Below are 20,238 nucleotides of genomic sequence, written 5' to 3' on the forward strand. Positions count from 1 at the left end.
CGATGCTTCTTGCCCGCGTAGCGCAGTGGGCTCGGGAGATCCCGGACGCTCCCGCCTACACCTTCGTGGACCACCTCGGCGACGGCGCCCGGCACACCCTCACCTGGCGGCAGGCCGACCTCAAGGCGCGGGCCCTGGCCGTACGGCTCGGCGAGGTGGCCGGGCCGGGCGACCGGGTGGCGCTGCTCCTGCCGCAGGGGCTGTCGTACGTGGTGGCGATGCTCGGCACGCTCTACGCGGGGCTCGTCGCGGTGCCGCTGTTCTCGCCCGACCTGCCGGGGCACGCCTCGCGGCTGGACCACGCCTTCGCCGACGCCGCCCCCTCGGTGGTGCTCACGACACGTGCCACGCTGCCGCTGGTCACCGAGTTCGGGGAATCGGTGGTGCTCGTCGACACCGTCTCCGACCTGCTCGCCGACGAGTTCGCCGGGCTGCCCGACCTCGACCAGGACGACCTGGCCTACTTGCAGTACACCTCAGGCTCCACCAGGGCGCCGGCCGGCGTCGAGATCACCCACGGCAACGTCTCCGCCAACGCCGCCCAGCTCTACTCCGCCTTCCGCGGGACGCCGCGCACCTCCACGGCCGCGCTCTGGTTGCCCCTCTTCCACGACATGGGCCTCATCGCGACGATCATGGCGCCGATCGTCGGCGGCAACCACGTGGCCTTCATGGACCCGGTGGCCTTCGTCATGAAGCCGTCGCGCTGGTTCGAGCTGCTCGCCTCCTTCGACGACGTCTTCACCGGCGGGCCCAACTTCGCCTATGAGTACTGCCTGGCCCGCTGCACCGACGACGAGCTGGCCGGGCTGGACCTGTCGGGCGTGCAGGTCATGCTCAACGGCGCCGAGCCCGTGCGCCCGGCGACCGTCGAGCGCTTCAACGCCCGCTTCGCCCCGTACGGCCTGCGCCCCGAGGCCCACACCCCCGCCTACGGCCTGGCCGAGGCCACCGTCTTCGTCACCGCCACCGGACGCGACGAGCCCGCCCGCTTCACCCGCTTCTGCCGCGACTCGCTCAACGCCGGGCGTGCCGTACCCCACACGGGCGACGGGCCCTCCAGCACGCTCGTCTCCTGCGGCAGGCCGTACGGGCAGGAGATCAAGATCGCCGCGGACGGCGGCCACGTCGGTGAGATCTGGGTGAAGGGCCCCAACGTCGCCCGCGCCTACTGGCAGGACCCGGAGCGCACGGCGGAGGTCTTCACCGGCGACGGCTGGCTGCGCACCGGCGACCTCGGCGTGATCCACGACGGCGAGCTCTACGTGACGGGCAGGGTCAAGGACCTGGTGATCGTGGACGGCCGCAACCACTATCCACAGGACATCGAGACGACGATCCAGGAGGCCGACGAGTCGATAAGAAGGGACCATGTCGCAGCCTTCGCCGTGCAGGGCGACGAGACCGAGCGCCTCGTCGTCGTGGCGGAGCGCTCCCGACGCGGCGCCGGCGTCCCGGCCGAGGAGATCGCGGGCAGGGTCAGGGCGGCCGTCGCGGGCGGACACAACCTGGCCGTCCATGACTTCGTCCTGGTCGAGGCGGGTGAGGTGCCACGCACCTCCAGCGGGAAGATCGCCAGACGAGCCTGCCGGGAGGCCTACCTGGCAGGGGCGCTCTCAGGTGTTTGAGGCGCTCGGCCGGATCGTCTACCGGGGCAGATGGACACTGCTGACCCTCAGCGCGGTGGTGGCGATCCTGGTCGCGCCGTTCGGCCTGGAGCTGTTCGGCCGCATGGCCGACGGCGGCTTCGAGGACCCAGGAGCGCAGTCCACGACGGCCGCCGAATGGAGCGACGACTGGTACGGCGGCAGCACGCCCGACGTCGTGGTGCTCTACCGCCACACCACGGTCGAGGTCGGCGACGACAGATACAGAAACGCCGTCCACGACTCGCTCAAGGCCCTGCCGGGCGAACACGTCGAACGCATCGTCACCTACTGGACGAGCGGCGAGGCCACGCTCGTCTCGAAGGACGAACGCTCCACCTACGCGGTGATCACCCTCAAGGGCGGCGACCAGACCAAGCAGAACGGCTACGCCGCGATCAAGGACCGGCTGGCCGTCCAGAACCTCCAGGTGACGGTCGGCGGCACCGTCCCGCTGCTCAAGGCGCTCAACGACCAGACCGCCGCCGACCTGCTGCGGGCCGAGGCCATCTCGATGCCGGTCGTCCTGGTCCTGCTGGTGATCGTCTTCGGCAGCCTCGTCGCCGCCGGGCTGCCGCTGGTCGTCGGCCTGCTGTCCGTCCTGGGCGCGCTGGTGCTGCTGCGCCTGCTCACCGAGGTCACCGAGGTGTCGGTGTTCTCGCTCAACGTGGTCACCATGCTCGGCCTCGGCCTGGCGATCGACTACTCGCTGTTCGTGCTGGCCGCCTTCCGCGAGGAGATCAGGCGCGGCGTCACGGTGGAGGAGGCGGTGGTCACGACCATGGCCACCGCCGGCCGTACGGTGGCCTTCTCCGGTCTGACCGTGGCCACGGCCCTGCTCGGACTGCTGCTGTTCCCGCAGATGTTCCTGCGCTCGATCGGCATGGGCGCCGCGGCCGTGGTGGTGGTCGCCATGCTGGCCGCGCTCGTGGTGCTGCCGGCGCTGCTGGCGGTCCTGGGCAGGCGGGTCGACGCCCTGCGCGTGCTGCCCGACTTCGGCCTCACCGGCGGGTTCTGGCACCGCGTCGCCTCCAGCGTGATGCGGCGCCCGGTGCTGTACCTTCTCGCGGTGGGCGCGGTGCTCGTCTCGCTGGCCCTGCCGTTCCTGCGCGTGGAGTTCGGCAACGTCGACCACCGCGTGCTGCCCGCCTCGGTCGAGAGCCGCCAGGTGGCCGAGGCCATCGACCGCGACTTCGCCACGAACTCCATGGCGGCCATCGACGTGCACGTCCTGGTCGAGCGAGAGTTCGCCGCCGAGCCGCGCTCCGGGCCCTGGCACACCGAGCTCGTCACCCCCGTCGTCCCGGTCGACGTCAAGCCGTTCGTCACCCGCCTGGAGGACCTCGACGGGGTCACCGGCGTCGACTACACGGGCTTCTCCCAGGACAACGGCGCCGTACGGCTCGCGGTCCGCTACTCCTGGGACCCGCTCGACGAACGCACCCGGAAGCTCGTCTCCCTGATCCGCTCGATGGAGCCGGAGCCGAACATGCGCTCGGTGGTGGTCGGCGGCTCGACCGCCGCGCAGATGGACCTGATCGACAGCCTCGGCTCCCGGCTGCCCTGGATGCTGCTGTTCGTCGGCGGCGTCACCTTCCTGCTGCTCTTCGCCGCCTTCGGCTCCCTGCTCCTGCCGCTGAAGGCCCTGATCATGAACGTGCTGTCGATCGGCGCCTCCTTCGGCGTGATCGTCTGGGCGTTCCAGGACGGCGCCCTCGCCTCCGTGCTGGGCTTCACCGTGACCGGCTCCATCGAGGCCACCGTCACCGTGCTGATCCTGGCCGTGGTCTTCGGCCTGTCGATGGACTACGAGCTCTTCCTGCTGTCGAGAGTGCGGCTGGAATGGCTGCGCACCGGCGACAACACCGCTGCGGTGGCCGCGGGCCTGCAGAAGACCGGCGGGATCATCACCAGCGCGGCGCTGCTGCTCCTGGTGGTGATCGGGGCCTTCTCCACGGCGGGCATCACCATCGTCAAGCTGCTCGGCGTGGGCATGTTCGTGGCCATCGTGGTCGACGCCACCCTGGTCAGGGCGCTGCTGGTGCCGGCGACCATGCGGCTCATGGGCGGCGCGAACTGGTGGCTGCCCGGCTGGTTGCGCGGCTTCCACCGCAGGATCGAGATCAGGGAGCACGAGCCGCCCGCACCACCCGCACCACCCGCGCCCGCGTTGCCTCCTGGGCTTGTCTTCGGCGCCGACACCGATCCGCACCCCGTGGGGCGCCAGGAGGAGCGGCCGGACGGCTGGGTGAGGGTGACCGCATCAAGGCCCAGGGTGGTCAGGCCCGAAGGCGAGGGCTGGACCTGGGCGGAGACCGACTGATGGCCGTCGCGATCGTCCGCGGCCGTACGACCGGCTGGCCGCTCCACCTCGTCGTGGGGCTCGCGGGATTCGTCACCACCCTCGACAACACCGTGGTGACCGTCGCCCTGCCCAGCATCCAGCAGGACCTGGCGGCCAGGCTGCCCGCACTGGAGTGGGTGGCGACGGGCTACATCATGACCTTCGCCGGGCTGATGCTCGCCGGCGGCCGGGTGGCCGATATGCACGGGAACCGGCGGGCGATGATCTCCGGCCTGGCGCTCTTCACCGCCGCCTCCCTCGCCGCGGGCCTGGCCACCGACATCGCGGCCCTGATCGCCGCCCGCCTGGCGCAGGGCGTGGGGGCGGCGCTGACCTTGCCGGCCACGCTCGCGGTCCTGGCCGGTCAGGACGAACGGCGCCGCTCCCAGGGGGTGGCCGTCTGGATGGCGGCGGGCGCGGGAGCACTCGCCCTGGGCCCGGTGGTGGGCGGCTACCTGAGCCAGCACGCGCACTGGAGCTGGGTGTTCCTGATCAACGTGCCGATCGGGCTGGTGACGATCGGCCTGGCCCTGGTCGCGGTGCCCGGCCGGGACGGCGTCCGGGACGGACCGGACGGTGGCCAGGGCCGGGGCAGCGGTCGGGACGACGGTCGGGGCGGTGGTCAGGGCAGCGGTCGGGGCGGCGGGGCCGCGGGGGCACGGCTGGACCTGCGCGGACTGGCGAGCTCGGCCGTGGTGCTCGCGGCGGGCACCTTCGCGCTCATCCACGGTCCGCAGTACGGCTGGACGTCGCCCGTCATCGTGGCCACCGCCGCGGCGGCCGCGGTCGCCGCGGTCGCCTTCGTGGCCGTGGAGCGCCGGGCCGCCGACCCGATGGTGGATCCGGCGCTGTTCAGGAACAAGGTGTTCACCGGCGGAGTGCTCGCGCAGGTGTTGTGGGGGCTGGGCGTCAACGGGGTGTTCTTCTTCACCGCGATCTTCCTCCAGGGCGTGCTCGGCTTCACCCCGACGGCGGCGGGCGTGGCCTTCGTGCCGCTGGCGCTGCTGGTGGTGCTGGTCACGCCCCTGGCCCCGGTGGTGGAACGCCGGCTCGGCCCCGGGCACACGGTGGCGCTCGGCCTGGTCATGGTGGCGGCCGGCATGGCGATGGTCGCCTTCCTGAGGCCGGGCGACGGCTGGGCGCAACTGCTGCCCGCGGTCTGCCTGATCGGCGCGGGCTCGGCGCTGACGATGCCGCTCGGTTCCGCCGTGCTCGGCGCCGCGCCGGAGGGGCGGGGCGGGATCGCGGGCGGGGTGTTCACGGTCAGCAGGGAGATCTCCGGCCTGTTCGGCATCGCCCTGATCGGCGTGATCGTGCACGAGGCGGGCACCTTCTCGTACGGCTACGCGCTGGGCCTGCTGGCCGCCGCGCTGCTGGTGGTGGTCGGGGCGCTGATCAGCCTGGCGACGCTGCCATGAGGATCGCGGTCCTGGCGCTCGGGTCGCGCGGCGACACCCAGCCCTGCGTGGCGCTCGGACAGGAGCTGGCGGGCAGGGGCCACGAGGTCACCGTGGTCGCGTCGCACCGCTACGCGCCCCTGGTGACGAGCCCGCTCACGATGGCGCCGCTCTCCGTCGACCCCGCGGCGATCGTGGAGAGCGAGGAGGGCAGGGCGTGGCTGCGCAGCGGCCCGCTCGGATTCGTCAGGGGATTGCGCACAGTGGTGGAACCGCTGGCGGAGAAGCTCGTGCTGGAGGTCGACGCCGCGTGCAAGGGGGCCGAGTTGGTGCTGGCCCCGGCTCTGGGGGCCTTCGGCAGGCACCTGTCGGAGAGGTACGGCATGCGGCACGTGCTGCTGCACTTCCAGCCGAGCGAGCCGACCCGGTGCTTCCCGAACCCGCTCATCCCCGTCAGGACGCTCGGCGCGACGGCGAACCGGGCCAGCTACCTCCTGCTGGAGCGGCTGGCGTGGGCGGTGCTCGGGCGCCTGGCCGACCGGCTGCGGGCGGGCGTGCTCGGGCTGCCCGCGCTGAAGGGCGATCCGTTCACGCTGGACCGGGCGGAACGTGTGCCGGTGTTGTGCGGGGTCAGCCCGCTCGTGGTGCCGAGGCCTCCCGACTGGCCCGGACACGTCCACCTGACCGGCTACTGGCGATTGGCGGGAGGCGGACTCCCAGGAGACTTGGAGGATTTCCTTCAGGCGGGCCCGCCTCCGGTCTACGTGGGTTTCGGCAGCATGGCGGTCACTCCTCGGCTGGGCGAACAGGTGGTGGAGGCGCTGAGGCTGGCGAAGGTCAGGGCGGTGGTCCAGGGACTGGAGGTGCGGCACTCCGACGACCTGGTGATCGTCGGAGAAGTGCCGCATGATCAGCTGTTTTCCCGGATGGCGGCGGTCGTGCACCATGGCGGGGCGGGCACGACGGGCACCGCTCTGACGGCGGGGGTGCCGAGCGTGGTCTGCCCGTTCTTCGCCGATCAGCCCTTCTGGGGGAGGAGAGTCAGGGAGCTCGGCGCGGGGCCGGAGCCGCTGCCGGTGAGGGGGCTCCGGGCGGGGGCGCTAGCTGGGCGTTTGCAGCATGCCGTACAGAAATGTCGTGAAAAATCAGCTCAACTGGGTAGACGACTGGCTGTCGAGAATGGCGTGAAGAACGCGGCTGATCTCATTGAACAGCGATGATCGTCCAGATAGTGTGCAACATGCCCCAAGTGTCCCCCCAGGAGCATGCGTGATGACCAAGCGGAAGATCCTCACAGCCGGACTCGCCCTCGCACTGCTCGGCATCGTCGCCCCCACCTCGGCGCAGGCCCAGCCCGCTCGCCCCTGTGAGCTCCCGCCAGGGACCCCGTCGTACGTCGTGTGCACGTGGCTGGCCACCCCCGAGGAGGCCGCCGAGATCGCCAAGTTCTGGCTGGGCAACGACGGTCAGAACCTGGTCGACGCCAGCCCGTACCCTGGTGTGACCGTCGACTGCGGTCCCGACTGCGCCCCGGGCGCGGAAGGCGACGGTCAGCCGCACGACGACGGCGACCCCGACGTGCCGCCCGGTGAGGTCGACGACCCGCCGAAGTGCGCCGACGGCACCTCGGGCAGCTGCGCGATCGACCCGGCGGCCATCGCCAAGGCGGCGGCCTCCGCCCAGGGCCAGACGATCAAGTCGATCGCCGAACACGGCATGCGTGTCTGGATCGACACCGAACTCGCCGACGACTGGAAGGCGGGCAAGCTCGCCGAGGCGGTCCAGCGGGTCGGCGCCCTGGCCGCCCAGCCCGGCGTCGTGGGCATCCGCTTCACCTCGCAGCTCGGCTACAACCAGAACCTCGCGACCACCGAGGAGATCGAGAAGTTCGTCGGCGAGACCTCGGCCGCGCTGCGTGCCGCGCTGCCCGGCAAGAAGCTCGCCGCGCACACGGTCCTGCCCGTGCTGGGCTGCGGCGGCAGCGACGTCTGCAAGACCGAGCTGACCGAGAAGTACCCCCTGCTCAACCCCGACACCTTCGGCGCCTTCCTGTCGCGCGGCCAGATCGACCAGCTCGGCCTCGACAACGGTCACCTGGCCACCGAGTACACCGCCTGGAACATCGAGGCGGCCGACGCCCAGCGCAACCAGTGGATCGAGGTGCGCGCCAGGGCCTGGGACTCCTACGGTCACATCGCCGCCGAGGACGCCGTGCTCACCGCGCCCGGTTCGTCGCAGCTCACCGAGGACCAGGCGACCAAGGCGATCACCGACAGGGTCGTCGCGCCGCTGCAGGCCGACGCGGCCGAGAGCGTCGTGTTGTGGACCCGCTGGCAGGCGGGCGACGGCACCGTCCACCGGGTGCTCGGCGAGAAGCTGGCCGACAACGCGACGTGGGGGCAGCTGCGCAAGCTCACCGCCGTCAAGCCCAGGCTGGCCACGATCTACGACCCGGCCACCCCCGAGGTCGACGCCGCGACCGACCTGAAGAAGCTGGCGGAGGTCTTCGGCCAGGTCTACCTGCGCTCCGAGTAGGCCTTCCAGATCCGGCTCAGCAGGTCGGATCCACGCACCAGCTGGATTCGCCACGGCTCCAGGCGCATCACGTGCAGCTTGGGGTCGTCGGGCGAACGCCAGAAGTTGCCGAGCGGATAGCCCGCACCCAGCGGGCTGGTCCGCTCGTACAGGCCCCACACGTGCGCCTTGGTCTCGCGGTCGTCGACCCATCCGGCGACCGCGTCGATCGCCACCGAGTTCAGGCCACGTCCCAGGTAGGAGAAGTTGACGTGCGGGTTGCCCGCGATGTGGGCGGCCTTCACGGGGGTCCGATAGGTCGCCAGCCAACCCAGCGGCTCGCCCTCGACCGTCTCCCACACGGGGATCAGCACCCTGGTCCTGGGCCGTCCCTTGTTGTCGACGGTGACCATCGTCGCGTAGTTCGTGCGCCCCACGTAGGCGTTGAAGTCTTCCTCGATCTCACTGAAGTTCATTTTTGTTCCTTAGTTCCTTCTTGTAACTAAGGACATCCTGGAGCAGGATGGACTGTCATGGAAGACGGCACTTGGAAGGCACCGAGTTACTGCACGGGAACCGACGATGACGTGCGGCAATGGGACACCCGCGAAGACTGCGAGGTGCGCCAGATCCTCGACCGGATCGCCGACAAGTGGTCGCTGCTCGTCATCGCCCTGCTCGACCGGCGCACCATGCGCTTCACCGAGCTGCGCAAGGAGATCGACGGGGTCAGCCAGCGCATGCTCACCGTCACCCTGCGACAGCTCGAACGCGACGGATTGATCAAGCGGACCGTCTACCCGGTCTCGCCCCCGCGCGTCGACTACGAGCTCACCGCGCTGGGCAACTCGCTCCAGGAGGTCACCAAGGCGCTGGTGGTGTGGACGGAGCGGCACCAGCAGGAGATCTCGGAGGCTCGCACCGAATACGACCAGCGGGAGATCCTGCCCGTCTCCTGAGGCACCCGCCGGTCCGCGATCGTCAGATGACCTTCCCGGGGTTGAGGATTCCCGCCGGGTCCAGGGCCGCCTTGACCGCCCGGTGCATGGCGAGCACGTCCTGGCCCAGCTCGGTGTGCATGCCGCGCATCTTGAGCAGGCCCACGCCGTGCTCGCCGGTGACGGTGCCGCCCAGATCGAGGCAGTCGTCGATGATCAGGTCGAAGACGATCTGCGCCTTGGCGGGGTCCTCGGCGATGATCAGCGGGTGCAGGTTCCCGTCGCCGGCGTGGGCGATGTTGGCCACGTGCACGCCGTGCGCCTGGCCGTGGCGCTCGATGCGGGCGAGCATCTCGGGGACGAGCGCGCGGGGCACGCACACGTCCTCGGTGAGCACCGGGCCGAGCCGTTCCAGCGCCGGGTAGGCCAGGCGGCGGGCGGCGAACAGCGCCTCCGCCTCCTCCTCGTCGGTGGAGTAGGTGCTGAAGACCGCTCCCGCCGCGTCGAAGGCGTCCTGGATCGCGGCCTCCTCCGTGCTGCTCCTGGCCAGCAGGAGCACGTCGCCCAGGTCGGCCAGGCCCATGTTCTTCCACTCGTCGACCGCCTGGAGGCAGTAGCGGTCGACCAGCTCCAGCGCGTCGGGTGTCAGGCCACGCCTGGCCACCTCGGCGACGGCCTCGCCCGCGGCGACCAGCGAGCCGAAGGCGCCGACAATGGTGTGCGGCTTGCGCGGGAGCGGCAGCAGCCGCACGGTCAGCTCGGTGATCACGCCGAGCGTGCCCTCGGAGCCGATCATCAGGGCGGTCAGGTCGTAGCCTGCCACGCCCTTGCGTGTGCGCCTGCCGAGCCGTACGAGCTTGCCCTCGCCGGTCACCACCTGCAGGCCCAGCACGTAGTCGCGGGTGACGCCGTACTTCAGACAGCACACGCCGCCCGCGTTGGTCGCGGCGTTGCCGCCGAGCGTGGACCACGGGGAGCTGGCCGGGTCGGGCGGATACCACAGACCGTGCTCGGCGACGGCCGCGCGCAGGTCGTCGTTGACCACGCCCGGCTGGACCACGGCCAGCTGCTCGGCGGTGTCGATCTCCAGGACCCGGTTCATGCCTTCGAGCGAGAGGACGACGCACTCGTCGACGGCGTTGGCGCCGCCCGACAGGCCCGTGCCTGCCCCGCGCGCGACCACCGGCACGCGGTGGACGAAGCAGAGCTCGACGACCCGGCGCACCTCCTCGGCGTCGGCCGGGCGCACCAGCAGCGCGGCCTTGCCCGCCGGGGCCCAGGCGGCCTGGTCGTTGGAGTAGGCGGCGATGACGTCCGGGTCGTCGACGATGCGGTGCGGGGGCAGTGCGGCGGCCAGCGCGGCTCTGAACGGCATGCATGGAAAGTTAACAACGCCTCGTGGCCCGCGGTGAGGCGGGGTTGCTCCACCTCGGAGCGTGGTCAGCGCAGTTTCCACTCGCCGACCTCGGCGGGGCCGCCTCCCGGCAGGCCCAGCGCGCCCAGGATCATCGGGAAGGAGTTGCGGAACTCCCGGTACCAGTACGGCCAGGTGTGGGTGCCGTTGCCGTACAGGTTGAGCGTGTGCTCGATGCCCAGGCCGGTCAGCCGCCGGCTGAAGGCCTTGGCGGTGTAGGCGGAGATCGGCTCGCCCAGGTGAGCGGGATGCCACGGGGTGCCGGGCGGGTCGAGCTCGCCCTGGCCGCTGGTGGTGCCGCTGGAGATGTAGAGGCTGACGCCCTTGAGGTTGGGGGCGAGCACCATGGGGTCGTTGGCGGCCCACACCTTCTTGTTCCGAGACGGGTCGCCCCACAGCGCCAGGGGATCCTGCTTCTCGCTGGCCTGGGCGTTCATGATGAGCTGCGGGATGCCGGGCAGCTGGGTCGCCATGATGCCGCTGTAGGCGCCGGCGAAGCGGAACATGCCCCTGTACGCGGCGGCGTACTTCATCGCGCCGTAGGCGCCCATCGACAGGCCCGCGATCGCCCTGCGGGCCCCGGCGCGGTAGCCGACCTCCAGCAGGCGGCGCACCTCGTAGGTGTGGAAGGTGGCCCAGGCGGGCGGCCCGCCCTTGCCGCGGTTGTGCCAGTCGGAGTAGTTGCCCGCGCGGCCCGCCTCCGGCATGACGACGATCGCGTCCACGTCCTGCGTCAGCGCGGCGACGTCGGTCATGCGCGTCCACGAGGTGTAGTCGTCGGCTCCGCCGTGCAGCAGGTAGAGCACGGGCCAGGTGCGGCGTGCCTGCTTGGACCAGCCGCGCGGCAGCAGCAGGCGTACCGGCAGCAGGCGGCCGACCGCACGGGAGGAGATCAGCACGTCGAGCGTGCGCGGACCGGACCAGCGCTCGGCGACGACCCGCGCGGTGCCGGGCAGGGCCGGTTGCCAGGCGGCGTACCCTCCAGAGGACTTCTCCTGAGCGGCGGGCAGCTGGGTGGGCTGCTGCGCCGGCTGCTGGCCGCCGGGCCGGCCGTCGGGGACCAGTGACCAGTCGGGGTCGGCGGCCGCCGGGGCAGGAGCGAGTCCCACCGCGAGCGCGGCGGTGATGGCCAGCAGGGCACGACGCATGGGGCGAGGCTAGGGAGCGGGCCCGTCCCCGGCTATGCGCTGGGGCAACGAAAGCCGGTCACCGATGCGCCGCGCCGGACAAAAGCCGTTATCACCGCCGTGACAAATCGTCGGACCGGAATGTGAGGCGGGCGTCTGCCCCCGTCGTGGAGTTCTCGGTAGGTTGACCGATCACTTCTCTCTCGGCGACGTGGAGGACGAGTGAGCGGCGATGTCCGTGGGTTCCTCATCGAACGGATCGCGGCCCGCTGCGGCCTGAGCGCCGACGAGGTCGACCCCGACAGGCCACTGGAGGAGTTCGGGCTGTCGTCCAGGGACGCCGTCGGCATCGCGGGCGAACTGGCCGGGCTGCTCGGCCGCGACCTGGCGCCCACGCTGGTCTGGGAGCATCCCACCATCGCCCGGCTGGCGGCGGCGCTGAGCTCCCCGTCACCGGCGCCGGTCGCCGGGCCGTTCCACGCCGCGCAAGACGACGACACGATCGCCGTGGTCGGGCTGGGCTGCCGGGTGCCCGGCGCGCACGGTCCCGAGGAGTTCTGGCGGCTGCTCATGGAGGGCAGGGACGCCGTCACCACCGTGCCCGAGGGCCGGTGGGAGCCGTTCGCCGGCCTCGAGGCCACCCGGCACGGCGGCTTCCTCGACGACATCGCGGGATTCGACGCGGAGTTCTTCGGGATCTCGCCGGGCGAGGCCGAGACCATGGACCCGCAGCAGCGGCTGCTGCTGGAGACCGCCTGGGAGGCGCTGGAACACGGAGGGCTCGCGCCACGATCGTTGCGCGGCAGCCGTACCGGCGTGTTCGTCGGCATCTCCGGCAACGAGTACGCCTACCTGACCACCGCCGACCCCGCCGGGATCGACGCCTGGACCGCGACGGGCGCGGCGCTCAGCATCGCCGCCAACCGGCTGTCGTACCTGCTCGACCTGCGCGGACCCTCCCTGGCGCTCGACACCGCGTGCTCGTCGTCGCTGGTGGCCGTGCATCTGGCCGTGCGCAGCCTGCGTTCGGGCGAGTGCGACCTGGCCCTCGCGGGCGGGGTCAACCTGCTGCTCTCCCCGGTCGTCACCCGAGCCTTCGACCAGGGCGGCGGCACCTCACCCGGCGGTCGCTGCAAGGCCTTCGACGCCTCCGCCGACGGCATGGTGCGCGCCGAGGGCTGCGGGGTCGTGGTGCTGAAACGCCTGGCCGACGCGGCAGGAGACCGGGTGCTGGCCGTCATCAGGGCCACCGGGGTCAACCAGGACGGGCGTTCCAACGGGCTGGTGGCGCCCAGTCCCGAGGCCCAGCGAGCCCTGCTCACCTCGGTGTACGGCGGGCTGGACCGGGGGCCCGACTACATCGAGTGCCACGGGACGGGGACCTTCCTCGGCGACCCGATCGAGGGGCGGGCCATCGCCGCCTCCGTGGACGGCAGGGTGCTGATCGGCTCGGTCAAGTCCAACCTCGGGCACCTGGAGGCGGCGGCCGGGGTCACCGGCGTGATCAAGACCGTGCTGTCGTTGTGGCACGGGGTCATTCCCGCGAGCATCCACTTCGCGACGCCCAACCCGCATCTGCCATGGGACCGGCTGGAGGTCGTCACCGAGCCGACGCCGTGGCCGCGCGACGACGCCAGGGCCGGGGTCTCGTCGTTCGGGTTCGGCGGCACCAACGCCCACGTCGTCCTGGACGCCCGGCCCCCGCTCGCTCGCGCCGCGGGAGGGCTCACCGCGGGAGCACCCACCGCGGGAGGGCTCACCGCGGGAGTGCCCGCCGCGGGAGTGCCCGCCGCGGGAGCGCCCGCTGGGGGAGCGCCCGCCCTGGAAGCGTCCGCCGCGCGGCGGCTCTTCGTGCTCTCCGACGCCTCGGCCGAGCGGGTGCGCGAACACGCCGCGCTCCTGGCCGCCTGGAGCCCCGCCGCCGACCCCGCCGACATCGCCCACACCCTGGCCCGCCGCGCCCACCGGGGCAGGATCGCCGCCGCCGCCTTCGACCTGGCCGACCTGCCCGCGGCCACCCCCACGCCGGTGCGTCCCGCCACCCGGCCACCCGTCTGGGTCTTCAGCGGGTACGGCTCGCAGTGGCCGGGCATGGGCGCCCACCTCTACCAGGCAGAGCCCGCCTTCCGCTCCTGCCTCGACGAGCTCGCCCCGCTGCTGCGCGCGGAAGCGGGCCTCGACCTGTGGACGGAGCCCGAGGGCGTGGCCACCGCCCAGCCGCTGATCTTCGCCGTGCAGCTCGCCCTGGCCAGGCTCTGGCAGGCCTACGGCATGCAACCGGGAGCCGTGATCGGCCACTCGATGGGCGAGGTCGCCGCGGCGGTCGTCGCCGGTGGCCTCGGCGTGCACGACGGCGTGCGCGTGATCTGCCGCAGGGCCCGCAGGCTGGCCTCACTCGGAGGCGGCGGCGCCATGGCCGTGGCCGACGTGCCCGCCGCGCAGGTGCCGGGCTCCCTGCACGTCGCCGTCCACGCCTCGGAGACCCGCACGGTCGTCACCGGGCCGCCGGACGAGATCGCCCGGTTCGCCGAGGAGCTCGCGGCCCGCGAGGTCTTCTGCCGGGTGCTGACCACGGAAGGCGCCGGGCACTCCCCGCAGGTCCAGCCGCTGCTCCCGCTGCTTCGTTCCGATCTGGCCGCGTTGACGCCCGCCAAGGCGGTCGTCCCGTTCTACTCGACCGTGTTCGACGACCCGCGCGAGGCGCCCACCTTCGAGGCCGCCTACTGGGCCGCGGGCGTGCGCCGCCCGGTCAGGCTCGCGCAGGCGCTGCGGGCCGCCTCCGACGACGGGTTCACCCTGTTCGCCGAGGTCAGCCCGCACCCGATGCTCGGGCTCGACTTCTGCTCGACGCGCCGCGACTCCGACGAGAGCTTCTACACGCAGCTCACCCTCGTCGCGGCCTCCAGCCCGCCGCGCACGCGTGGCCGCATCGTGGACGTGCCTCGTGCTCCGTGGCGGCACACCCGCCACTGGGCCGACAGGACCCGCCGCCCCGCCGGCCATCCGGTGCTGGGTGTCCACGTGGAGACGCCCTCCGGCCACGGGTGGAGCGTCGAGCTGTCCGAGGGCACGCACCTGTCGCTCGCCCAGGTGACCGATCTGGCGTCGGCCGCCGCGTCCGAGCTCGGCACCACGGCCGGGCGGGTGCGGTTGCACACACCCCTGGCGCTGCCCGCCCGGGTGACCGTGACGGTGAGCGAGGACCTGGTCGAGGTGAGCTGCAAGAACGCGGCCGGGGTGTGGAGGCGGCACGGCAGCGCCGTGCTCGGCTCCGGCGAGGCGGGCGTGGACGAGACGGTGGACCTGCCGCCGCCCGTGCCGTTCGAGGCCAAGCTGGTCCAGCGCGTGTGGGTCCCGGTGCCCCCCGGCCCGGTGCCGCTCGGCTCCCCGCCCCCCGGTCCCGTGTCGGGCGGTGAGTGGCTGGTCCTGCCCGAGGATCTGGATGCTCTCGGGGCCGAGAAGGCGCTGCTGGAGGTCGCCTGCCGGGTGACGAGAGGCCGGAGCGTCACGATCGTCACGCGGAACGCCGAGCCGGGCCATCCGGCGGCGGCGGCGCTGCGTGGCCTGGTCAGGGTGCTGGCCATCGAGCATCCGGCCCAGCGGGTGCGGATCGTCGACGTCGACACCCTGGACGCGCTCGACGCCGAAGGCGACACCGGCGACGACGAGGTGGCCTGGCGCGACGGCGTCAGATACGCGGCCCGCCTCACGCGCCCCGGCTCCGCGCCTGGCCCCGGCTCCGCGCCTGGCCCCGGCCCCGCTCCCGGTCTCGCGCGCGCCGCCTCCACGCCCATCCCCCTCCGCAGGCGGGTGGTGCGCGATGGTGCGTACATCGTCACCGGCGGCACCGGCCGCCTGGGCCGGCTCGTCGAGCGCTGGCTGCTCGACAGGGGCGCGACCCGGGTCGTGCTCAACAGCAGATCCGCCGGCACCCCCGGCGATCTGGCCGACCCCGGTACGGCCGAGCGGCTGGTCGAGACGGCCACCAGGGACGGCATGCCCTTGCGGGGAGTGATCCACGCCGCGGGCGTCCTGGACGACCGGCTGGTCACCGACCTGACGCCGGAATCGGTCCACAGGGTGTGGAAGCCCAAGGTCCACGGCGCCCTCAGGCTCCACGAGGCGACCAAGGACCTCGACCTCGACTGGTGGGTGGCCTTCTCCTCCGCCGCCGGCCTCCTGGGCTCGCCCGGCCAGGCCGCCTACGCCTCGGCGAACGCCTTCCTCGACGCCCTGTGCGAGCGGCGCAGGTCGGAAGGGCTGCCGGGCCTGTCGATCGCCTGGGGCGCCTGGCAGGGCGCGAACGCGATGCCGGGGATGGAGCCGCTCACCGAGGAGGAGGGCATCGAGGCGCTGGAAGCGTTGCTGCGGCGCGGGATCTCGGCCGGGGTGGTCAGGCTGGACGTCTCGCGGGCCGTCGCCGCCTTCCCCTCGATCACGCGCGTGCCGTACTTCTCCGGTTTCGTCCAGGAGCAGCGGCGTGAGCCCGGGGCCGCGAGCCTGGAGTCGATCGTCGAGCTGCTCAGGGAGCGGGCGGCGACGGTGCTGGGGTTCGACCCGGTCTGGCTCGGCGAGGCAAGCGTCCTGACCGACCTGGGCCTCGACTCCCTGGCGGCCACCCGCCTGCGGGGCATGGCCGAGCACGACTTCGGGGTGACCGTCGCCATCGCGCCGCTGCTCAAGGGCGGCACCCTGGGCGAGCTGGCCCGGTCGGTCGCCGCCGAGATGGGCGTCGGCGGCGGCAGCCTGCCCGAGCGGTTCGTCGGGCCGAGGGACGCGGCCGAGCGGCAGGTGGTGCGGGTGCTCTCGGGCCTGCTCGGACGCGAGCCCGGGGTGACGGAGCCGGTGCCGGAAGAGCACCTCGACGAGGCCCTGCGGGTGCTCGGCGAGGAGCTCGGCCACTCGCTGCGGGTCGCCCCGCGCACCGTCGCCGAACTGGCCGACGCCGTGCGGCTGCTCGACGAGGGCGAGGCGGAGCAGGGGATCGTGCGCCCGCTGAACGAGGCGGCCAGGGCGGGCTCCATGGAGCGCGCGTTGTTCCTGGCCCACCCCGCGGGCGGCACCACCGGCGTCTACGCCCTGCTCGCCGGCGGGCTCGGCACCCCGGTCTTCGGCCTGGAGCGCCTGGAGGAGGCCGGCCCGGTCGAGCAGCGGGCGGAACGCTACGCCCAGGCCGTCAGGGAGCTGTCCGGCGGCCGTCCGGTGCGGCTCGGCGGCTGGTCGTTCGGCGGCGTCCTGGCCTACGAGGTGGCCAGGAGGCTGCCCGAGGCCGAGCTCGTCGTGATGATCGACTCGGGTTTGCCCGGACAGGCCGAGCCGGACGCCACGGCCATCCGATACGCCCGCTTCGCCGCCTACCTCTCCTCCACCTACGGCGCCGCCGTCGAGCTCACCGAGGACGACCTCCGGGGCCTGACCGAGCAGGCGCAACTGGAGCTCCTGGAGGAGCGGGTGGCCGCATCGGGTGTCCTGGCCGCGCTCAGCCCCGCGATCCTGCGCCATCAGGTCACCTCGCACGAGGACACCAGGGCGCTCGAGCGCTACGAGCCGGGGCCCCACGACGGCCCTGTCCTGCTCTACCGCTCGACGGAGCCGACCCCGTGGGCCGTCGAGGACCCCAGGTACGCCCACCACGACGACCCCACCAGAGGCTTCGGCCGCCACGCGAGCGACCTGAGCGTCGTGGAGATCGGCGGCGCCCACCACCTCAACCTGCTCGACCCGCCCCACGTGGGGGCCATCGTCCAGCACCTGAAGGAGATCCTGTGAGGGCAGCGTACGTCCACAAGGAAGACGTCGGGATGTTCGGCAAGACGCCGCACGGGACGGACGGGGTCGACAAGGACGTCAGGCGCTCCATCCGGGTGGGCGAGGTGCCCGTGCCCGAGTTGCTTCCCGACGAGGTGCTCGTCCAGGTCATGGCCAGCGCGATCAACTTCAACACGGTGTGGACGGCGATGTTCGAGCCGATCCCCAGCTTCGCCTTCCTCGAACGGCTCGGCCGCACCGACCCGCGCCACGACCTGCCCACCCACGTGCTCGGCTCGGACGCCTCCGGTGTCGTCGTCACGACCGGCGAGGCCGTACGGCACTGGCGGCCGGGTCAGAAGGTCGTCACGACCCCCGCCTACGTCGACTCCCAGGACCCGATCACCCACCACGACAGCATGCTCGCCGCCGATCTCAGAGCCTGGGGCTTCGAGACCAACTTCGGCGGCCTGGCGGAGTACGCCGTGGTCAAGGCCACCCAGCTGCTCCCCAAGCCCGCCCACCTGACGTGGGAGGAGGCGGCCTGCTCGATGCTCTGCGCCTCGACCGCCTACCGCATGCTGGTCAGCGACAACGGCGCCAGGATGAAGCAGGGCGACGTGGTCCTCGTCTGGGGCGCGACCGGCGGGCTCGGCTCGTACGGCGTGCAGCTGGTCAGGAACGGCGGCGGCATCCCGGTGGGCGTCGTCGGCACCGAGGCCAAGGCGGCGCTGCTGAAGCGTATGGGCTGCGAGCACGTCATCGACCGCTCCCAGTTCGAGCATTTCGACGACGAGAAGGCCTGGCGCGCCCTGGGCGCCGAGATCAGGCGGCTCGTGGGGGAGGACCCCGACATCGTCTTCGAGCACACCGGCAAGGAGACCTTCGGAGCCTCCGTCTACGTCGCCAGGAAGGGCGGCAAGATCGTGACGTGCGGGTCGTCGAGCGGCTACGCCCACGAGTACGACAACCGGCACCTGTGGATGAAGCTGAAGAGCATCATCGGCTCGCACGGCGCCAACTACCAGGAATGCCACGAGGTCAACCGGCTCATCGACAAGGGCATGATCCACCCGACGCTGTCGGCGGTCTATCCGCTGGAGGAGGCGGCCGAGGCGGCGCGTGCCGTCCAGACCAACCGGCACGTCGGGAAGGTGGGCGTGCTCGTCCAGGCCGAGCGTGAGGGGCTCGGGGTCGACGATCCCGGCAAGCGGGCCAGGATCGGGGAGGAGAGGCTCAGGCTGTTTCGCTGACCGCGACGGCCTGGCGGGCGCGCAGCACGATCTCCAGCTCGAAGCGGATGTCGGGATCGTGCAACTGCTCGCCGTACAGCTCCTCCAGCTGGCGTAACCGGTAGCGCACGGTCTGCGGGTGCACGTGGAGGCGGGCGGCCACCTCGCCGGCGCCTCTGCCGTACCGCAGCCAGGCCAGCAGCGTCTCGGCCAGCCGGTCCTGCTGCGTGGGCCGCAGGTGCGACAGCGGCGCGAGGCGCGTGGCGGCCAGCGCGCTGACCAGCTCCTCGTCCTTGAAGACGATCAGCGTGGCCATGTGCTCCGCGCACCTCAGCAAGCGCCTGCCGTGGTCGAGCACGCCGCGCCTGGCCAGGCCGAGGGCCTCGGTCGCCCAGCGCAGCGACGACGCGGCCGCCGCGAGCGGCACGGCGGGCCCGACCGAGGCCTGCCAGCCGCGCAGGGCGTGTTCGAGCAGCTGCGCCTGCCCCGGTCCTGCGGGATCGGGCACCAGCAGGCACGGCACCGGCCGGTCGAGCCCCTGGAGCACGTCCTGGTGCAGCACCGGCGGCCGGTAGCCGTTCTGCTCCTCCAGCGCGACGGCGGCGACCGTCTTGGGCAGCCGCCACCCGGCCGCCTTGGCCAGGTCGGAGACGGCGTCGAGGGAGGCGGCGGGGCTCAGCAGCAGATCGAGCAGCCTGCGCCGGCGCCGCTCCATCTCGCCTGCCGCGTGCGCCCTGGCCTCCTGGTATCCCTCCGCGGCGGCGTCGGCCAGCTGGTCGAGGTAGACGAAGATCGCCTCGCCCATGTCGTAGAGCGACTGCGGGGTCAGGCCGAGCGGCACCGCGAGCTCTGTCAGCCGCCGCCATCCCACCCGCGCGCCCAGGCGCATGGCGGCCTGCAGGGGTTCGAGGTTGCGCCCCTCGTGCGCCTCGCCGCGCCCGATCATGCGGAACGGCTCGGCCTCCCAGGGCGCCTCCGGGTTCTCGATGTGGTCGAGGAAGCCCTCGATGGCCTGCTCGACCGCCATCCTGATGATCTTTATATAGGTCTCGTCCGAGGGCCGGGCGTACTCCGGGATACGGGCCTGGATCTCCTCGATCACCTCGCACGAGACCGTGTCGATGCCCTGCCTGAGCGTCTTGACGACGTCAGATGGGACACGGATGTCACTCCTGATAGCCATCGTCCCTCCTGCCGCCATTAAAGCGACAGAAGTTCTGGTCTACCAGGGGGCCCACTGCGGGTCGCGGCCGATGAAGGCGAGCAGCCGGTCCTGCGGCGAGGCGTCCTCCCCGATCGGCACCTCGGGGCCGAACACCTCCACGCCCGGGCCGAACGCGCCGGGTGTGCGGAACTTCTCCAGCAGGTCGGCGGGCAGTCCGGTGATGGCCGACCAGTGGTAGGCCACGTCGGCGGGGTCGATCGTGTCGTCCTGGCCGGTGGCCCTGGCGAGGTCCCATCCGTGGAGCGGGAGGTCGGAGCTCGGGACCTTGTCGATGTGCTCCTCGATCGTCATCGTCCCGGTCGGCGTCTCGCACGCGGTGCTCGCCAGGGACGGGTCGTCCAGGATCGCCTCGACGTCGGCCCGGGCGGAACGGAACGCCGCGACCGGGTCCTCGTCGACCGTCGGCGCGGTGGTGAGCCGGCGGCCGAGCGGGCGCAGGATCACGCCGTGCATGTCGATGATGTGCCGGACCACGTCCCTGGCGGTCCACTTCTCGCACGGGGACGGGTTGTCCCACTGGCCGGGGCGGACGGCCGCGACCTTGCGGTCGAAGGCGTCCGCACGCCGCCGGTAGCTGTCGGCGATCTCACCCATCGTCTCCTCCATAACCTTCGAGTTCGATAACCCTTTGGTTATATAACGCGCCTAGCGTC

The 20,238-nt window shown here is 72.2% G+C and carries 13 protein-coding genes; 8 read left to right on the top strand and 5 right to left on the bottom strand.

From position 1 onward, the window contains the following. The first annotated feature begins 2 nt into the window (after nucleotides 1-2). The 5 genes from HNR30_RS33310 to HNR30_RS33330 are packed head-to-tail and all read left to right on the top strand — an operon-like array spanning nucleotide 3 to nucleotide 7,922. Complete coding sequence (locus HNR30_RS33310) at nucleotides 3-1,628, top strand: fatty acyl-AMP ligase (protein ID WP_181614087.1); 1,626 nt, start codon at nucleotides 3-5, stop codon at nucleotides 1,626-1,628. Then, nucleotides 1,621-3,969 (top strand): MMPL family transporter, encoded by a 2,349-nt coding sequence (locus HNR30_RS33315; RefSeq protein WP_181614088.1) that lies wholly within the window; start codon nucleotides 1,621-1,623, stop codon nucleotides 3,967-3,969. The genes HNR30_RS33310 and HNR30_RS33315 overlap by 8 nt, the downstream gene beginning before the upstream one ends. Then, on the top strand, nucleotides 3,969-5,408 hold the full coding sequence (locus HNR30_RS33320; protein WP_181614089.1) for an MFS transporter: 1,440 nt from the start codon (nucleotides 3,969-3,971) through the stop codon (nucleotides 5,406-5,408). Before HNR30_RS33315 ends, HNR30_RS33320 begins: the two co-directional genes overlap by 1 nt. Next, entirely contained in the window at nucleotides 5,405-6,607 is a 1,203-nt protein-coding gene (locus tag HNR30_RS33325) for a glycosyltransferase (RefSeq protein ID WP_181614090.1), read from the top strand. The genes HNR30_RS33320 and HNR30_RS33325 overlap by 4 nt, the downstream gene beginning before the upstream one ends. 52 nt (nucleotides 6,608-6,659) lie before the next feature. Next, nucleotides 6,660-7,922, top strand: a complete 1,263-nt coding sequence (locus tag HNR30_RS33330) for a hypothetical protein (RefSeq protein WP_181614091.1) — start codon at nucleotides 6,660-6,662, stop codon at nucleotides 7,920-7,922. On the opposite strand, the gene HNR30_RS33335 is transcribed toward HNR30_RS33330, so the two are convergent. Further along, nucleotides 7,904-8,377: a pyridoxamine 5'-phosphate oxidase family protein gene (locus HNR30_RS33335; RefSeq protein WP_181614092.1), complete on the bottom strand. Its 474-nt coding sequence runs from the start codon at nucleotides 8,375-8,377 to the stop codon at nucleotides 7,904-7,906. The two genes, HNR30_RS33330 and HNR30_RS33335, sit on opposite strands and share 19 nt — an antisense overlap. Before the next feature lie 57 nt (nucleotides 8,378-8,434). On the opposite strand from HNR30_RS33335, the gene HNR30_RS33340 reads away from it, so the two are divergent. Then, the gene (locus HNR30_RS33340) at nucleotides 8,435-8,860 is read left to right on the top strand and encodes a winged helix-turn-helix transcriptional regulator (RefSeq protein ID WP_181614093.1); all 426 of its coding nucleotides are present in this window, start codon (nucleotides 8,435-8,437) and stop codon (nucleotides 8,858-8,860) included. 22 nt (nucleotides 8,861-8,882) lie between these two features. On the opposite strand, the gene HNR30_RS33345 is transcribed toward HNR30_RS33340, so the two are convergent. Together HNR30_RS33345 and HNR30_RS33350 are read right to left on the bottom strand one after the other, a co-directional pair. Beyond that, nucleotides 8,883-10,214, bottom strand: coding sequence for an FAD-binding oxidoreductase (locus tag HNR30_RS33345; protein ID WP_181614094.1), 1,332 nt, complete (start codon nucleotides 10,212-10,214; stop codon nucleotides 8,883-8,885). Between the two features lie 65 nt (nucleotides 10,215-10,279). Beyond that, the gene (locus HNR30_RS33350) at nucleotides 10,280-11,401 is read right to left on the bottom strand and encodes an alpha/beta hydrolase (RefSeq protein ID WP_181614095.1); all 1,122 of its coding nucleotides are present in this window, start codon (nucleotides 11,399-11,401) and stop codon (nucleotides 10,280-10,282) included. Between the two features lie 201 nt (nucleotides 11,402-11,602). Between HNR30_RS33350 and HNR30_RS33355 the strand changes: the two genes are divergently transcribed. After that, entirely contained in the window at nucleotides 11,603-17,149 is a 5,547-nt protein-coding gene (locus tag HNR30_RS33355) for a type I polyketide synthase (RefSeq protein ID WP_181614096.1), read from the top strand. A gap of 32 nt (nucleotides 17,150-17,181) precedes the next feature. Further along, on the top strand, nucleotides 17,182-18,381 hold the full coding sequence (ccrA, locus tag HNR30_RS33360) for a crotonyl-CoA carboxylase/reductase (RefSeq protein ID WP_181614593.1): 1,200 nt from the start codon (nucleotides 17,182-17,184) through the stop codon (nucleotides 18,379-18,381). Here ccrA and HNR30_RS33365 read toward each other — a convergent pair. Next, nucleotides 18,365-19,543 carry a PucR family transcriptional regulator gene (locus HNR30_RS33365; protein ID WP_246379878.1) on the bottom strand — a complete coding sequence of 393 codons (1,179 nt, stop codon included), beginning with the start codon at nucleotides 19,541-19,543 and terminating at the stop codon, nucleotides 18,365-18,367. The genes ccrA and HNR30_RS33365 overlap by 17 nt on opposite strands. Nucleotides 19,544-19,582: 39 nt before the next feature. Further along, nucleotides 19,583-20,179: a TIGR03086 family metal-binding protein gene (locus HNR30_RS33370; protein WP_181614098.1), complete on the bottom strand. Its 597-nt coding sequence runs from the start codon at nucleotides 20,177-20,179 to the stop codon at nucleotides 19,583-19,585. Nucleotides 20,180-20,238: the final 59 nt, after the last annotated feature.

Source organism: Nonomuraea soli (genome assembly GCF_013761175.1).
GTDB lineage: Bacteria > Actinomycetota > Actinomycetes > Streptosporangiales > Streptosporangiaceae > Nonomuraea > Nonomuraea soli.

What these genes read in the sequence shown, in the direction of transcription:
- HNR30_RS33310 (WP_181614087.1), top strand. Translation starts at nt 3, where the DNA reads ATGCTTCTTGCCCGCGTAGCGCAGTGGGCTCGGGAGATCCCGGACGCT.
- HNR30_RS33320 (WP_181614089.1), top strand. Translation starts at nt 3,969, where the DNA reads ATGGCCGTCGCGATCGTCCGCGGCCGTACGACCGGCTGGCCGCTCCAC.
- HNR30_RS33325 (WP_181614090.1), top strand. Translation starts at nt 5,405, where the DNA reads ATGAGGATCGCGGTCCTGGCGCTCGGGTCGCGCGGCGACACCCAGCCC.
- HNR30_RS33330 (WP_181614091.1), top strand. Translation starts at nt 6,660, where the DNA reads ATGACCAAGCGGAAGATCCTCACAGCCGGACTCGCCCTCGCACTGCTC.
- HNR30_RS33335 (WP_181614092.1), bottom strand. Translation starts at nt 8,377, where the DNA reads ATGAACTTCAGTGAGATCGAGGAAGACTTCAACGCCTACGTGGGGCGC.
- HNR30_RS33340 (WP_181614093.1), top strand. Translation starts at nt 8,435, where the DNA reads ATGGAAGACGGCACTTGGAAGGCACCGAGTTACTGCACGGGAACCGAC.
- HNR30_RS33345 (WP_181614094.1), bottom strand. Translation starts at nt 10,214, where the DNA reads ATGCCGTTCAGAGCCGCGCTGGCCGCCGCACTGCCCCCGCACCGCATC.
- HNR30_RS33350 (WP_181614095.1), bottom strand. Translation starts at nt 11,401, where the DNA reads ATGCGTCGTGCCCTGCTGGCCATCACCGCCGCGCTCGCGGTGGGACTC.
- ccrA (WP_181614593.1), top strand. Translation starts at nt 17,182, where the DNA reads ATGTTCGGCAAGACGCCGCACGGGACGGACGGGGTCGACAAGGACGTC.
- HNR30_RS33365 (WP_246379878.1), bottom strand. Translation starts at nt 19,543, where the DNA reads ATGGCTATCAGGAGTGACATCCGTGTCCCATCTGACGTCGTCAAGACG.
- HNR30_RS33370 (WP_181614098.1), bottom strand. Translation starts at nt 20,179, where the DNA reads ATGGGTGAGATCGCCGACAGCTACCGGCGGCGTGCGGACGCCTTCGAC.